Source organism: Clostridium sp. Cult1 (assembly GCF_021655095.1).
Classification (GTDB): domain Bacteria; phylum Bacillota; class Clostridia; order Tissierellales; family Tepidimicrobiaceae; genus Schnuerera.
The window spans coordinates 2,233,225-2,248,939 of sequence record NZ_PPXW01000001.1; the positions used below are offsets into that span (position 1 = coordinate 2,233,225).

At 31.8% G+C, this 15,715-nt stretch carries 16 protein-coding genes and 1 riboswitch; of the genes, 6 read left to right on the top strand and 10 right to left on the bottom strand.

Annotation, left to right across the window (positions count from 1 at the left end; all coding sequences use genetic code 11):
- Positions 1–109: 109 nt before the first annotated feature.
- Together C3E89_RS11115 and C3E89_RS11120 are read left to right on the top strand one after the other, a co-directional pair.
- A complete protein-coding gene (locus C3E89_RS11115) occupies positions 110–1,483 on the top strand; it encodes an MATE family efflux transporter (protein ID WP_236913017.1) in 1,374 nt (457 codons plus the stop codon).
- 86 nt (positions 1,484–1,569) lie between these two features.
- Positions 1,570–2,049: an inorganic diphosphatase gene (locus C3E89_RS11120; RefSeq protein ID WP_236913018.1), complete on the top strand. Its 480-nt coding sequence runs from the start codon at positions 1,570–1,572 to the stop codon at positions 2,047–2,049.
- 61 nt (positions 2,050–2,110) lie between these two features.
- Here C3E89_RS11120 and C3E89_RS11125 read toward each other — a convergent pair whose 3' ends face one another.
- The 7 genes from C3E89_RS11125 to tkt all read right to left on the bottom strand — a co-directional run bounded on the left by C3E89_RS11125 (position 2,111) and on the right by tkt (position 10,760).
- Positions 2,111–3,778 carry a putative ABC transporter permease subunit gene (locus C3E89_RS11125; protein ID WP_236913019.1) on the bottom strand — a complete coding sequence of 556 codons (1,668 nt, stop codon included), beginning with the start codon at positions 3,776–3,778 and terminating at the stop codon, positions 2,111–2,113.
- Complete coding sequence (locus C3E89_RS11130; RefSeq protein ID WP_236913020.1) at positions 3,771–4,499, bottom strand: ABC transporter ATP-binding protein; 729 nt, start codon at positions 4,497–4,499, stop codon at positions 3,771–3,773. Before C3E89_RS11130 ends, C3E89_RS11125 begins: the two co-directional genes overlap by 8 nt.
- Positions 4,500–4,620: 121 nt before the next feature.
- Complete coding sequence (locus C3E89_RS11135; protein WP_236913021.1) at positions 4,621–6,159, bottom strand: Mur ligase family protein; 1,539 nt, start codon at positions 6,157–6,159, stop codon at positions 4,621–4,623.
- A gap of 29 nt (positions 6,160–6,188) precedes the next feature.
- On the bottom strand, positions 6,189–7,379 hold the full coding sequence (locus C3E89_RS11140; protein ID WP_005587001.1) for a carboxylate--amine ligase: 1,191 nt from the start codon (positions 7,377–7,379) through the stop codon (positions 6,189–6,191).
- Between the two features lie 170 nt (positions 7,380–7,549).
- On the bottom strand, positions 7,550–8,053 hold the full coding sequence (locus tag C3E89_RS11145; RefSeq protein ID WP_236913022.1) for a hypothetical protein: 504 nt from the start codon (positions 8,051–8,053) through the stop codon (positions 7,550–7,552).
- A gap of 4 nt (positions 8,054–8,057) precedes the next feature.
- Entirely contained in the window at positions 8,058–8,456 is a 399-nt protein-coding gene (locus C3E89_RS11150) for a hypothetical protein (RefSeq protein WP_236913023.1), read from the bottom strand.
- A gap of 97 nt (positions 8,457–8,553) precedes the next feature.
- Positions 8,554–8,727: riboswitch (cobalamin riboswitch) on the bottom strand.
- Between the two features lie 56 nt (positions 8,728–8,783).
- Entirely contained in the window at positions 8,784–10,760 is a 1,977-nt protein-coding gene (tkt, locus tag C3E89_RS11155) for a transketolase (RefSeq protein WP_236913024.1), read from the bottom strand.
- A 157-nt stretch (positions 10,761–10,917) separates the two neighbouring features.
- On the opposite strand from tkt, the gene C3E89_RS11160 reads away from it, so the two are divergent.
- The 3 genes from C3E89_RS11160 to C3E89_RS11170 all read left to right on the top strand — a co-directional run bounded on the left by C3E89_RS11160 (position 10,918) and on the right by C3E89_RS11170 (position 12,739).
- Complete coding sequence (locus C3E89_RS11160) at positions 10,918–12,162, top strand: Y-family DNA polymerase (RefSeq protein WP_236913025.1); 1,245 nt, start codon at positions 10,918–10,920, stop codon at positions 12,160–12,162.
- 12 nt (positions 12,163–12,174) lie between these two features.
- Positions 12,175–12,438 (top strand): hypothetical protein, encoded by a 264-nt coding sequence (locus C3E89_RS11165; protein WP_236913026.1) that lies wholly within the window; start codon positions 12,175–12,177, stop codon positions 12,436–12,438.
- Between the two features lie 64 nt (positions 12,439–12,502).
- Positions 12,503–12,739, top strand: coding sequence for a hypothetical protein (locus tag C3E89_RS11170; protein ID WP_236913027.1), 237 nt, complete (start codon positions 12,503–12,505; stop codon positions 12,737–12,739).
- Between the two features lie 50 nt (positions 12,740–12,789).
- Here C3E89_RS11170 and C3E89_RS11175 read toward each other — a convergent pair whose 3' ends face one another.
- Together C3E89_RS11175 and C3E89_RS11180 are read right to left on the bottom strand one after the other, a co-directional pair.
- Positions 12,790–13,914, bottom strand: a complete 1,125-nt coding sequence (locus C3E89_RS11175; RefSeq protein WP_236913028.1) for a DUF1648 domain-containing protein — start codon at positions 13,912–13,914, stop codon at positions 12,790–12,792.
- A gap of 29 nt (positions 13,915–13,943) precedes the next feature.
- Positions 13,944–14,315 (bottom strand): GntR family transcriptional regulator, encoded by a 372-nt coding sequence (locus tag C3E89_RS11180; RefSeq protein WP_005586991.1) that lies wholly within the window; start codon positions 14,313–14,315, stop codon positions 13,944–13,946.
- Between the two features lie 121 nt (positions 14,316–14,436).
- Here C3E89_RS11180 and C3E89_RS11185 point away from each other — a divergent pair, with 121 nt between their 5' ends.
- Positions 14,437–15,267 carry a sigma-70 family RNA polymerase sigma factor gene (locus tag C3E89_RS11185; RefSeq protein WP_236913029.1) on the top strand — a complete coding sequence of 277 codons (831 nt, stop codon included), beginning with the start codon at positions 14,437–14,439 and terminating at the stop codon, positions 15,265–15,267.
- Here the strand turns inward: C3E89_RS11185 and C3E89_RS11190 are convergent.
- Positions 15,264–15,715, bottom strand: a 452-nt coding sequence (locus C3E89_RS11190; protein WP_236913030.1) for a M48 family metalloprotease, incomplete at its 5' end; no start/stop codon positions are given. The genes C3E89_RS11185 and C3E89_RS11190 overlap by 4 nt on opposite strands.

Below are 15,715 nucleotides of genomic sequence, written 5' to 3' on the forward strand. Positions count from 1 at the left end.
TATTAATATAATTTGATTAATATTTTTTAATATTGCTATAATATAGAAAATATATTAGTATATATGTATATCTTTTAAACTGCCCAATTGTTTTTTAAGGGGGAATATGATGAACAATATAGAAAATAATGAACTATTAATAGGTGATTTAAGAAAGAACCTACTTAAAGTATCCATACCTACTATGCTGGGTTTTGCTTTACAGGCCGTATACGATATGGTAGATATGATATGGATTGGTCGAATCTCAGCTTCTGCAGTAGCAGGAGTTACTATTTTTTCCACTGTATTTTGGCTAGTAACGGTGTTAAATGAAATTATCGGTACTAGTTCCATTTCTTTGATTACTCAAAGCTATGGAAAAGGAGATATTCAGCGAACTAGGAAGGTAGTAGAGCAAACTTTGACTTTTAAAGCTCTAGTTGCTATTCTTTCTGCAATTATTATTTCAATTATACTGAAACCTTTATTGTCATTTTTTTCAGAAGATCAAGAAGTTCTCAAGGCAGCCTTAGATTATGGATATATAAGGATGTTTTTCCTTCCCATAATGTTTTCTTCCTACTCAGTAAATACTGCCCTAAGGTGCTTAGGTGATGCTAAAACTCCTATGAAAATAATGATAGTATCTTCTATTGCTAATATTATTTTAGACCCTATTTTCATGTTTGATAAAATTCCAGGGACTAATATACCTGGCTTTAATATGGGAGTATTTGGTGCAGCCTTAGCTACAGTTATTTCTACAGTAATAGCCTTTTCTATGGGTTTTTATATATTACTTAAAGGAAATGAAAAGTTAAAAATAACCTTTAAAGGATTATTCCAATTAGATTGGGAAATCGATAAAAAATTATTGACCATAGGATTACCAACCGGTATTGAAGTTCTTATGAGAAATTTATCTAGTATTGCTACATTGAAATTTGTATCTATTTATGGTACAGATACGGTGGCTGCCATGGGGATAGGTAGCCGATTGTTTAGTTTTGCTTTTATGCCCATAATGGGTATAGTCATGGGAGCTAGTACTATAGTAGGCCAGGCTTTAGGAGCAGAAGATGTAGATAAGGCAAGGGATACAGCAAAATTTGCCGCCTTAACCAATATAGTTATGATGGGTTTTCTATCCATTGTGTCCATATTAATACCAGATAAGATAATGGGAGTCTTTATTAATGACTTAGAGGTTATCAACGTAGGCATACCTATGATAAGAATATTGATTCCTGCTCTGATATTGGCTGGGTGGTCTATGGGATTAGGATCTGTATTTACCGGTTCAGGTCATAATATACCTTATCTATTGTCTAGCATTATTTCCAGATGGGGTATACAAGTTCCTATGCTCTTTATTACCACTAAAATATTAAATCTTTCAGCAATCTACGTTTGGCTTAGCTTCGTAGCAGCCGAAATCGGAGAGATTATCATAATATTAATCCATTATAAAAAAGGAAAATGGAAAACAAAAAGGGTATAGACAAAACTAAGAATAATTCAGATAGATGATGAAGATATAAAAATAAAGACCAGAGCAGAAAACTTAAGATAAAGGAGATGGTTAAGATGGATATTATAGTAGATGCCTTTATAGAAATACCAAAGGGCAGCAGTAATAAATATGAATATGATGAAGAAAGAAAAGTATTTGTATTAGATAGGGCCTTGTTTTCTCCTATGTTTTACCCTGCTGATTATGGATTTATCCCTAATACATTGGCAGAAGACGGAGACCCTATAGACATTATGGTACTTATGGCTAATCCTACCTTTCCAGGATGTATGATAAGATCTAGAGTAATAGGTATGTTCTTAATGGAAGATGAAAAAGGAAAGGATGAAAAGATAATAGCTGTTCCCTTAGGAGATCCAAGGTATGAAGAAATCAAAACCATAGAAGACATGGGTTCCCATATGAAAAAAGAATTTGAACATTTCTTTTCTGAATATAAACAATTAGAAGGAAAAGAAGTTCATGTAAAAGGATGGGCTAATGTAGAAGAAGCTTATGCAGCTATTGAAAAAGCAAGAGAAAATTATAGATAATGATAAGAAAAGCGAACTGATCATTCATAATCAGTTCGCTTTTTTTAACACATATAAAACACTACTCCAGTAACTCAAATTGTCTTTTAATGATTTTTTTGAGAATTATATAAAATCCATAAGCTGATATTATAAACACTAATCCTACTATTCCATATATAAACAATATATCCATTTTATCTAATAATTTATATACTAAAAATCCTACTCCTAATAAATAAAGAGCCCCTATGCCCATGGCGATTAATACATTCAAATTTTGTTTCATAACCTTTTGTGGGTTATCCCAATCAAGTAATGGCCTATATATGTCTATTATCATGCCTAATTCAGCCATAGCAATGCTACCTAAAACTCCTAATATTGTAATCCAAAACACCTTTTCTATAGTTAAATACCCTAGATAAGCTATAGTGCATAGCACTGCTGCAACACCTATAAGTTGCACCAAAAGGGACGATAATACCCTACCAAATATTTGATCTTTTGCTTTTATAGGTATAGTCCTTTGGAGCCAAAGGTTTTTACCTTCTCTAGAAAAAGTAGTACATCCTACACAATTCATTATCCCTAACAAAGTAACTATCCCCACACCTACAAGAGATATTAGATGAGTGTTACCTTTTATTAACATATTTAATCCTTCCAAGGATTGACCTCCATCCATAGAGGTAGATATAACTAATATTATGGGCACTATAACGACTCCTCCAATGGAATTCAATAGATAAACTGGAGTCCTTATAAGCAATCTTATCTCCTTTAGTCCTAAGGCTAAAAAGGCGGGAGCTTTTTTATTATAGTCGGATGCCCTAACCTTACTACTCCCCCTAGATATACTTACTTCTAAATTCCCTATAAGTCCATCAAAAAATAGTTTTTCACTTAAATAAACCATTACTAAAAATACAATTATAGATACTCCTACAAATAATATTAAGTTTAATAGACCAATTAGACTATAGTAACTGCTTAGAGATAAGGCTCCCCACATACTTGGTGGAAAACTTAATCCTAATTTCCTTACCAATAGATTAGAATCTGTTGCCATTTTCAAGAAGAAATCTTCCCCTTCTACCATTGCATTTTGAGTTATAGATTGAATTTTAAATTGAAATGTAAATAAAACTATTAATAATAGAAAATAACCAATTATACGTAGTAAATCTTTTCTACCTTTAATATTTGTATATTTCATGAATAACATTACAATTATGGATGCCAAGGCTAAAGGTATTATAGGTACGAATAATATTAGTATTAAAGAGTATAGCCAATAAAGTATGCCTTCATTTCCTTTTGTTCCATATATAATAATAAAGGGAAGTATTATTGGTAAGGATGTTAAATATTCATTGACCATTAAGGATATGAATTTACTCCCAATAATATCTCTAGGATTTAATGGCAAAGGTACCAATACATTTAAATCATTGGAAAAATAGTATTTAGACATAACATAAAGTATGCCAAATATAAAAACAATTAATTGAGAATATAAAAATCCATTTAATAGAAACATGGATTCTTGCCCAATACTACTATAGGCTTCATATAGATTAGAAAGTCCACTGACTATTAATAAATAAGAAGGGATAAGGGAAATAAGTGCAACTCCAAAGATGATAATCTGCCATCTATCCCTTTTATTTTTAATTTTATATTGTAATGCAGATAATCCAAAGGTGGTATTTAAATCAGTTTTAATTAAAGATAATATCCTACTCATTTTCAGTCAACTCCAAGAAAATATTTTCCAAGGACTTCCGTTCTTCTGCATGATTACGTAATTCTTCCATAGTTCCTAAAGCGATTATCTTTCCTTTATTGATAATAGCTATTCTATCACATAATTTTTCTGCTACCTCCAGCACATGGGTAGAAAAAAATACTGTTTTACCTTCATCACATCTTTTCCTCATAATTTCTTTCAATTGAAAAGAAGATTTAGGGTCTAATCCTACCATAGGTTCATCTAATATAAATAATTTTGGTTCATGAATTAAAGCGGAAATAAGAACTAACTTCTGCTTCATCCCATGAGAATAACTCCCTATAATGTCTCCCATTGCATGTTTTAAATTAAATATTTCTAAGTATTTTCCCATACGCTCCTGCCTAATCTCCTTAGGTATTTCATACATGTCGGCTATAAAATTAAGGTATTCTATGCCTTTCAGTTTATCGTATATTTCTGGAGAATCAGGCACGTAGGATATCCGTCTTTTAGCATCTATAGGATTTTTCCATGCATCTATTCCATCTATAAATACTTTCCCATTATCTGGTTTAAGTAAGCCTACTATCATCTTTATTGTAGTAGTCTTCCCTGCCCCATTAGGCCCTAAAAACCCAAATATCTCTCCTGATTTTATATCTAAATTTATATTATCTACAGCTTTAATATCTCCCCTACTATAGATTTTAGATAGATTTTGCAATTTTAACAATAGTATCCCTCCTTTTGTATCTGTTATATATAATATATAACAAGCATATGATTTTTGCAATGATTTTATCTCATTTTTATAGATTAAATTAATATAAGGAAGGGTCTCCCCTTCCTTTTTATCACATCCCCGCTATCCTATTTTTTAATGCTCCAAATATTTCTTTTTTATCTATGCCTGATCTTGACTTATATATATCTTCTAAGGCAATTTTTGCACCATAGTCCATTCCTTGACAACCTGCCAAAAGCAAGATATCATCCTTTGACACCTTTGATAATCCATAGGAAATAGCATCTGGTAATTCATCATATAGATGGACTTTAATTTTTGCCTGATCCATTATTTCCTTAAAGGCTTTTATTTCTTCATCCGTTACCCTATCTTTTTCTCCAACATGGGATTTGCTTAATGTAGCAATTATTTCTTTTATACCAAGTTTTGAAGTCCATTTAACTATAGTTTTAGCATTTTCCCTATTAGTAGTTACTCCTCTACTACCTCTAATAGCATATATAAGATATATTTTATTATAATCCATCATACTCAATGTTTCCAATGTTACATTGATATTTCCAGGGTTTGCAAAATGGTCATCTATTATTTTAAAACTTTTATCGTAAATAATTTGAAAACGCCTTTCCACACCTTTAAAAGAATTAATTGCTTCCTGAATTACAGGAATAGGCACACCAGATAATAATCCAACGGATATGGCTGCCATTGAATTATAAACAGAGTGATATCCTGGGACAGATAAATCTACACTAAATTCTTGGGGGGTATATTCTACTTCTCCAACCTTAATTGGTTTTTCTATTTTGACTTTAAATTTAGGCCGGCCAGTAGACAGATCTAAATTGCTACAAGATAAATTTCCACTTCTATCCTTCACCCCAAAGGTTAGAACTTTTGCTTCTGTCTCATCTATTAAGGATTTAGAATAAGGGCAATCTAAATTTAGTATAGCCCATGCTGATGGTTTTGCATTTCTTATTAAACTAGCTTTATATTCAAAATATTTTTCAAAAGAACCATGTAAATCTATATGCTCCCTTCCTATATTATTTAAAGTTACTATATCAAAATCAACTTCCTCAACTCTACTAAGCTCTAAGGCAGAAGATGAAACTTCCATTACTATATGGGATATATTTTGCTTCCTCATCTGTGAAAAATAATGCTGAAGATCTAAAGACTCTGGGGTCGTCAATATGGAAGGCTCTATATAGTTACCGTATTTCACCATAACCGTACCTATTATCCCTGTTTTCAATCTATACTTTTCTAAAATAGCATTGACCATGAAAGAAGTGGAAGTCTTGCCATTAGTTGCAGTAATACCAATTACCTTCATTTTGTCCGAAGGGTGGCCATAATAGGTATTGCTTAAAATAGCCAAAGCCTTACGACTATCTTTTACACGAAATTGTGGAATATTTGAAACTGGGTTATAATCTTCTACAACAATTGCAACAGCACCTTTTTCAATAGCCTGTGGAATATATTTATGTCCATCGGTTTTATTTCCCTTTATACATACAAATAGGTCTCCAAAATTAACCTTTTTAGAATTATAGGCAATGCCTTTTATATTCACATCTTTTTTATTCCAAGATTCAATTACTTCTACGGATTGAAGTAATTCGTATAGCTTCATCATTAGTGACTCCTTTCACTATAGGATAGTTATCTGGTAAATCTGAGTATTTTTCTAATCAAAGAACCAAGCTTGTTTCCAAAAAACATAAAAGCAGGTTTAGGATCTTTCCAATCCCAAATAGCATAAGCTTTTGGCTTATTATAAGATTTTATTACATCCATAAACTTCAATTGCCCAGTTTTTAAATAGCCTCTTACTGCTAATAAATCCTCAAAGGCATACCAAAAAACTAAGTTAGTATCATGAGTAACTGCGTAAGGTTCTAAAGGTTTCCCTATTAATTCCCGATAAGCAATATAAGGCATATTTACTCCCGCCTTAAATAGCAAACTATTAAGATTTGTAGTCCTAGCATTAATTTCTATTAAATAATATTTCCCAGTATTAGCATCCTTTTTAAATTCTATTTCTGCAAAACCTTTATAACCAATATTTTCTAAAAATTTACCTCCTATATCATATAACTCAGGTATATACTTTTGTCCAGTATATACAGAAGCTCCAAAATTAATAGGGAATTGACGATATTTTTGACATGTTACCCAATGGGTTACTTTAGCTTCCTGATTTAGATAAGCATCAAAAGTATACATATGGTCATCAAAACCAGGTATAATTCTTTGAACTATTACGTCTAAATTAGCAGAAGTAGCTCTTTTTATAGCTTCCTTCAATTCTTCCATATTATACACTTTAAATAATTTCTTTCTAAATTTAGATACGAAGGCAGGTGAGTCAGTGGGTTTTACTAAACATGGAAACTTTATATTCTCTTCTATCTTTTCTTTAAAGTTCTCCTCATTAATATGAACTGTCTCTGGCACTAGTAACCCATGTTCTTTTGCTAAGGAATGTAAAGCCCCCTTATCCATAACCTTAGTATATAGCCCCTCTTCTGTTTGTGTAATTAAATAGTATTTTGATAAAGTAGATAAATGATTATCTATAAACTCCACATAACCATCAGCAGATGGAAATAAAACAGGCTTATGGTCTTGTTTTTTACTATATTCTATCAAAAAATTCAATAGTCCTTCTGGATCTTTCTTACAATTTGGTCCAATCAAAGTTTCTGAGCAATACTTAGAATGAAATCCATAGGTACCCTTGGATGAATAATCTATTGCAACAGTAGGCACTCCATGAATAGCTAAACAACGGATAATACTAAGTCCTATATAATAATTGGCTCCAAGAATAACAGCTTTAGTTTTCATTACTCCACCTCATATTCTATTCTGTCCACATATTTATAAATATAAACGGTTGTCTTACTTAAATCATTTTAACATATATATTGATATTTTTACAGAAAAACTGATTCTTAATTTTATGGAAATATGCTTGGAGAAACCTAAAAGAAAAAAGCCAAGGCAATACCTTAGCTTTAATTTTTATAATAGGCTTTTTCAAGCCTATTTAATATATCTACTATTGGTTTAAAGAGAACTAGAATTATTATAAAATTAGAAGTCCCGTGAAGCAGATCAAATAGTATACCTCTAACCCAGTAAGTCCATCCATAGGCTACCCCATAGAAAAAGGATTCTACTACAGCAAAGAAGGCTCCAAAAGAATAACCGAATATAGCTCCAATGGTTGCATAACCATATTCGGATTTTACCTTTTTTTTCATTGACTCCGTTATTATTATAAGAATAGGCCAAATCATATAATATACAAGAAACCAAGTAGAAAATCCATATATAAATATTTCAATAGTTGTAAATACAAGGGATACTAGCAGAACCTTTTTATAACCAAATACAATAGTATATACAATAAATAATAAAGTAACAATTTCAACATTAGGTATAAAGCTTAAAGCCAACTTCCCTGCCGTCATAGTTGCACTTAGAATCCCTATAAGGGCAATATCTCGTATCTTCATGGCCTTAATAGTTTTTCAATTCAAAAGTATAAACATCTTCATCTATCAGAGGTATTTCTCCTGGACCTGTTAATGCATCTTCGCCATTAATACTTACATGAAAATATTCCTGCTTATTAGGATCTGCAACATAGTCTAGCATTCCTACTACCATAGTACCAAAATCATATTTTTCAAAAGTTATTCCTAGTTCTTCTTGCTTTTCCTCTAATAATTCCAATAAGAATTCATAATCTGTATTATATTCAAAGGTCTTATCCACATCCTCATCTTCATTAATTACGTGGATTGTAACCACCTTATCCCCTTCTACTCCTTTAGGGCTTAAAAAAACCTTATAACCAACAAATACCAGCAATGTTACTATTAAAATCGATAAAATCACCTTAAATTTTTTACTCATAATATTTCCTCCTCATCTTCAACTCAAAAAACCTTCCAACTTCAAGTTGAAAGGTTTTGTTTTCTGTATCTACAACCTCTTCATTCCTCGTGAAGTTATCGTTGTGCAAGTATAGGCAGGTCTTCCGGCTTGGTTTATAAAAGTAGTTTGCCTTCCCAGTTTCCCAGTGGCATTATAAACTACTAAAACACTTTACGGCGGCGGGACCGCACAGGAATTTCACCTGTTTCCCTATTAATGCTAAATAGCAACCTATACTATTCTATTAAATTTTCATCTAAATCAATAATACTACAGTTCTAAATACTTAGCAATACCTGTGAAATTTTATTTATCTTCTAATAGCTTTAATGCTTCCTCTACTATTCTATCTACTGTAAATCCAAATCTTTCAAATAATTCATTTCCTGGTGCAGAAGCCCCAAAATCCTTAAGGCCTAAAACCTTTCCATTGCTACCTACATATTTATGCCATCCAAAGGAAGAGGCTGCTTCTACTGCTAATCTATTTGTTATTTCTTTAGGCAATACTTTTTCCTTATATTCTTCAGTTTGTTCTTCGAATATTTCCCAAGAGGGCATACTTACCACTTTGGTACCAATTCCCTTCTCTTTTAATCTATTTGATGCTTCATAAATCAACTGAACTTCAGAACCAGTTCCCATTAGGATTATATCCACTTTTCCATCTTCCTTTAATATATATCCTCCTTTTAAAGCCTCTTTCCCAGTTCCCTTCAAAAGAGGTAACCCTTGTCTTGTAAGTATTAAAGCTGTTGGACCTTCTTTTGTCAATGCCCTATACCAGGCTGCTGATGTTTCTCTAGCATCAGCTGGTCTAATCGTCGTCATATTTGGCATAGTTCTCAACATAGCCAGATGTTCTATAGGTTGGTGAGTAGGTCCATCTTCTCCTACCCCTATACTGTCATGGGTTAATACATAAGTTACTGGTAGATTCATAAGGGCTGCTAATCTCATTGCGGGTTTCATATAATCGCTAAATACCAGAAAAGTTCCTCCATATACCCTTAACCCGCCATGTAAAGCCATTCCATTTAATATAGCTCCCATAGCATGTTCCCTTACTCCAAAGTGGATATTAGAACCAGTGTAATCATCAGAAGAAAAAACCTTTCTTTCCCTCATAGTAGTCTTATTAGAAGGTGCTAAATCTGCAGAACCCCCCATTAGATTAGGTATTTTCTCTGCTAATCTATTTATTAATAATCCAGAAGCTTCTCTTGTAGAGATACCTTTGTCAAAACTCCAAAACTCTTCAGATTCTAAATAATCTTTAGGAATTTCTAAATCCATCCACTTTGCTAATTCTTTAGCTAAATCTGGATATTCTTCTTTATATCTTTCCCATTTTCTCTTACAGTCTTCTTCCGCCTCTATTCCCTTTTCTATCAACTTTTTCATATGTTCTTTAACTTCTTCTGGTACGGTAAATTCTTCTTTCTCTTTCCAGCCTAAATAATTTTTCAGCTCTTTTAAATTTTCTTCCCCTAAAGGTTCTCCATGGGCAGAACTTTTTCCTTGTTTTGGGGAACCATAACCTATTTCCGTTTTTATCTCTATTAATGATGGTTTAGAAGTATTTTCCTTAGCTTTTACTATGGTTTCTTCGATCTTTTCTATATCATTCCCATCATCTACTCTGTAAGTTTCCCAACCTAAGGCTTGAAAACGCTTAGGTACATCTTCTGTAAAAGCTAAATCAGTACCTCCCTCTATTGTAATAGAATTGGAATCATAAAGTACAATTAGTTTCCCTAATCCTAAATGGCCTGCTAAAGAAGCTGCTTCATAACTAATTCCTTCCATTAAGCACCCATCTCCAGAGAGAACATAAGTATAATGATCTATGATATTATGTCTTGGTCTATTAAAGTATGCCGCTAAATGAGCTTCTGCCATGGCCATCCCAACACCATTGGCAAATCCTTGCCCTAAAGGGCCAGTCGTGGCTTCTACTCCTACTGTATGACCATATTCAGGATGGCCAGGAGTTTTACTATCCAATTGTCTAAAGTTTTTTAGTTCTTCCTTATCTAGACCATATCCAAATAGATGTAATAGAGAATACAATAACATAGACCCATGGCCTGCCGACAGAATAAACCTATCCCTATTAACCCAATTTGGATTTTTAGGGTTATGGCGCATTATCTTTGCCCAAAGAGTATATGCAGCTGGAGCTGCCCCTAAAGGTAAACCAGGGTGGCCAGATTTAGCCCTTTCTACAGCCTCTGCTGATAAAACCCTTAAAGTGTTAATAGTTAGTTCATCTATATTCATTTAATCCACTCCTATAATTTAATCTAATTTTCATACTATTATATATATAACCCAAAATCTCGTTAATAATTATACTACCCCTATAATCTTGAAAAATATTAAATTCTTATTTACATCAAACATATGTTCTGTTATAATGGGCCTAGGAGGGATTTTTATGAAACACAGGATTATATTCCATATAGATGTTAATTCTGCCTACCTTTCTTGGGAAGCAGCCTATAGATTACAACATGGAGAAAGTACAGATTTAAGGAATATACCATCAATAGTAGGAGGCGATGAATCCAAAAGGCATGGTATAGTATTGGCTAAATCCATACCTGCAAAAAAGTATGGAATCTTAACAGGAGAGAGCATTTATTCAGCTAAACAAAAATGTCCTAATCTAGCCATTATTCCTCCCAATTATGAGAGATATATGAAGGCTAGTAGTTCCATGGTAGATTTATTAGAGGAATATTCTCCCTATATACAAAGATATTCCATTGATGAGGTTTTTTTAGATTATTCTTATGATACTGAACAAAATTTCCTAGACATTGCCTATGAAATAAAGGAAAGAATAAAAAAAGAACTAGGTTTTACGGTGAATATTGGTATAGGTCCAAATAAACTATTAGCTAAAATGGCTTCAGATTTTAAAAAGCCTGATAGAATACATACCCTATTTCATTACGAGATAGAAGATAAAATGTGGCCATTACCGGTAAATGAACTATTTATGGTAGGCTCTAGAACTAAAAAGAAACTTAACGGGAGAGGTATATTTACTATAGGAGAATTGGCTAAACTGGATAGGGAGTATGTACACTCTTGGTTAAAAAAACCTGGCCTTCTCATATGGGAATATGCCAATGGAATAGAAAATTCCCCTGTAAGAAATATTCCCCTTCCAGTAAAATCTGTGGGCAATTCTACCACCACCTCTTATGATGTAGATAGTAGGAAGGAAAGTTACATGTTTCTATTGGCTCTATCGGAAATGGTAGGTATGAGAATAAGAGATTTAGAACAAAGTGGAAGGGTAATTTCTGTATCTTTGAAAAATCACCAATTTCATTCCTATTCCCACCAAAGAAAACTAGATATACCTACAGATTCTACTAATGCTATATATAAAACTGCTAAGAAACTATTTGATGAAATGTGGGAGGGAGAAGCCATAAGGCGTTTTTCCGTAAATATATCTGAGCTTTCTTCCAATGAATTCTGTCAACTATCCCTATTGGAGGATTATGATCTACGGGAAGAAATCCTAGATAAAACCATAGATAAAATAAGATATAGATATGGATACAGTTCTGTAATTCGCTCTTGCTTCCTCTACTCTGGTATAAAACCTATTATCGGAGGGGTAGTGGCAGAAGAAGATTATCCTATGATGTCTAGTATTTTTTAGGAGTGATATTATATGAAGATATTGATGAAACCAATAGAGATGATTGCCTGGTTTACTACTAAGGAAAAGCCAATTCCATTGAGATATAGAATTATAGATGAAAACAATACATATAAAGTAATAAAAGTAGATAAGATTTTATTTACTGAAGAAGAAAAACTAGCAGGTAACAAGATGATCCTCTATAGATGCCAAAGTACAATCAATAATACTCAGAAAATATATGAATTAAAATATGAAGTAGACACCTATAAATGGTATCTTTTTAAAATTTAATAATTTTTTATTTTCCGCACATACTAGATAAGGAGAAGTGTAATACTAAGAGAGGATGAGTCCTATGAAAAATTCAAAAGCTATAGGTGAAATATTAAGTCAGACTAAGAAAATTGATGAAAACAATTGGAACACTAGCCAATATTTAAATAGCATAAATATGCTTCTTACATCTAATGATTTAGGCAAAACAAAAGATAGCGGATTGAGTAAAAAATTTGAAGAACTCAATAGTAAAGTTGAAGATATCAATAAATTAACCTCCGATTTATTGGAGGATTTATCCAGAAGACATAATTAAAGTGATGGGGAACCCATCACTTTAATTATTATATAGCATCTATATTTTCCTCATAATCTTGCTACTATAATTAAAATTACAATAACAATAATAAAGGGTAATATCATAAAAAGCATCCCTAAAGGCCTTCCTACATTGACAGTCCAACCAACACCATAACGCTTCTCTACAAAGATAGATGAATCCTCTGGATTATAGTATATCGTATTACCTAATTTCCATAGATAATCATCATCTCTAGCATAAATCCCCTCTAACTCTTCATTATCTTTCAGTTTTAATCTTTCTCCCCCTTGACCTATTTTTACACTCAATATAATAGCACCAATTATGCTAAATCCTAATATAATCCAGCTAAGGATATTGACAACTTTTATGGTCTTAAAAAATATCCCGTAAGATAATAAATTTAATGATGTAAATAGTAAGATAATTAATAAAGTGATTATAAACAGATAAATAGACCAGGCTTTTCTAAATATGATGTTTTTCTTTAAAGAATCCTTAGGATTGTTTGGGTTTATCTGCTGCTTGGTCCTACCAATACTCCAATGGGAAAAGTACAAAATCCCCAACATTAGCAATTGAACCATAGGCAGCATTAATACTACTTCATAGGATTTATTACTATAAGTAGTTATTTCACCTTGAAAGTTCCAATGGGTAGGAATCCTATCCGGTAAAGTAGGGTATAAGGTTATTCCTAATATAAAATTAAATAAAACTAAAACTAAAGGTATCAAGAACCATAAAGGAGATATAATTCCTAATTTGGATTTATCTCTACTATATTTCATGTCTACAACTACTACCTTCTGCCCATTTTCATCCCAACCCTTTACCATTTTTAGTTCTTTAGTCTTAGAGTTAAATTTCAAATAAATTAGAAACAATATCCCTAAATATATAAATACTATAATCACTGAAAAAATAGGGTTAGGAAATCGATATAACGAAAATGATAAAATAAGTAAAGTAGGAATCCCTATTAAAAGGTTATTCTTTATAAACTTTCTTCCTAATAATACTGCATCCTCATCATACATAGTATTTTCTGGCACCTTAACGCCAAATAGGATGTTTTTTCTAGTAGTTTTAGGCATTATAATTTGGATTAATAGAGCTAATAAAAGTACAAAGCCATTAGTTAACGCTAATATGAACCTTTCTGTCATCTATATTCACCACCTGATTTTATAGTTGTCTATATCTCATCATAGATACTTTTACAAATATTCAAAAATTCTTCTTTTTCTATATCCCTACAATAACTATTGGAGATTAAGTATTTCAACTCCTCTTTCAAATGCTTTATATATTCCTCTGTAGCTTTAGGCATTATATTATTTACCATAGCCCCTCTTCTTCTATCTATGGTTAAAAAACCTTCATTCTTTAATATATTATACGTTTTATTTACAGTATGGAGATTGATTCCAATATCCTCCGCCAATTGCCTAACCGAAGGTAATTGTTCTCCCTTCTCTAATTGTCCCCTAGCTATTCCCTCTATTATTTGTCTTCTTAACTGTTCATATATAGGCATTTCCGATTCAAAATCTATTTTAATAATCATATCCTTCATCCTTCCTATCTGTTATATATATTATATAACAAGATAAATTTATCTTCAATAGTTTACTAAAAAGGAAGGATTTTATAAATCTATGTAGAATATAATATACTAGGTGATGGAAATGAAAGCTAACCATTTAAAATTAAAGGAAAAGAATTATATTTCCAACGAAGAGCTTGTTGCCCTTTATAAGAAAAATAAGGATATAAATATTCGGAATAAAATTATAGTAAATAATATAGGCCTAATATATTCTGCAGCAAGAAAGAGAATGAAAAATCCTACTTGTTACACATTAGAAGATTTAGTACAAGAAGGGGTTATTGGCATGATGAAAGGTATAGAAAGATTTGATACTACTAGAGATACTAGCTTTTCTACCTATGTATATTATTGGATTGTCCAACAGATGGATAGGGCCTTAATGAACAATGGATATATGGTAAGACTCCCTGCTTATATATATGAAAAAATTAACAGTCTATCTACGGTGGAAAACAATTATATAGCTAAAAACGAAGAAATTGATTTGAAAGAGCTATGTCACGAAGCAAATATGACAGAACAAGAATATCTTTTAATTAATTATTACAAGAAAAACTATTCTAACTTTACTTCCCTAAACTCTATTATAAATACAGATTCAGATGAAAACTATGTAGAACTTCAAGATTATATCCCTTGCCAAGATATTTCCGTTGAAGATATAATTGTTTCAGAAAGCTTAAAAGAACAATTAATAGAAATACTAAATACATTATCTCCCAAAGAAAAGGAGGTTTTGGAGCTTAGATTCGGTTTAAATGGAAATGATCCCTTAACTCTAGAGGCCATCGGAAATAAATATGACCTGACAAGGGAAAGAATTAGGCAAATTGAAAATAAAGCATTAAAAAAATTAAAAAGACTTAACTCTAGAAAAGGTCTTAAAGATTATCTATTAGAATATTAATATTCAGTAAAAAACTTAATTCTTTCTTCTGCTGTAGGATGGCTATGGTACCATATTTTAAATAATTTACTCGGCCTAGGAATACTTAAATTGCCTTCATATAGTTTTAACATAGTAGATATAGCTGCCTCTTTATTTTTTGTCAATTGTATTTCTATCATATCGGCCTCCCTTTCCATCTGTCTAGAGCTAAAATTGATTATTGGATTTGCGAAAAACATATAGAAGTTTAATACTAAGATAATTAAAGGAATAGAAGCTATATCATATAATCTATTAAATCCAAATACTCCATTGGAATTTATAAGTATCCAATTAGAAGTCCTATATACTAAGTACATTAAAACTGCTGAAAACAAGCCTCCTAATATTATACTCTTCCAAATATGTCCTTTTATATAATGGCCAATTTCATGGGCAGTAATAGATAACACTTCATCTTTATCCA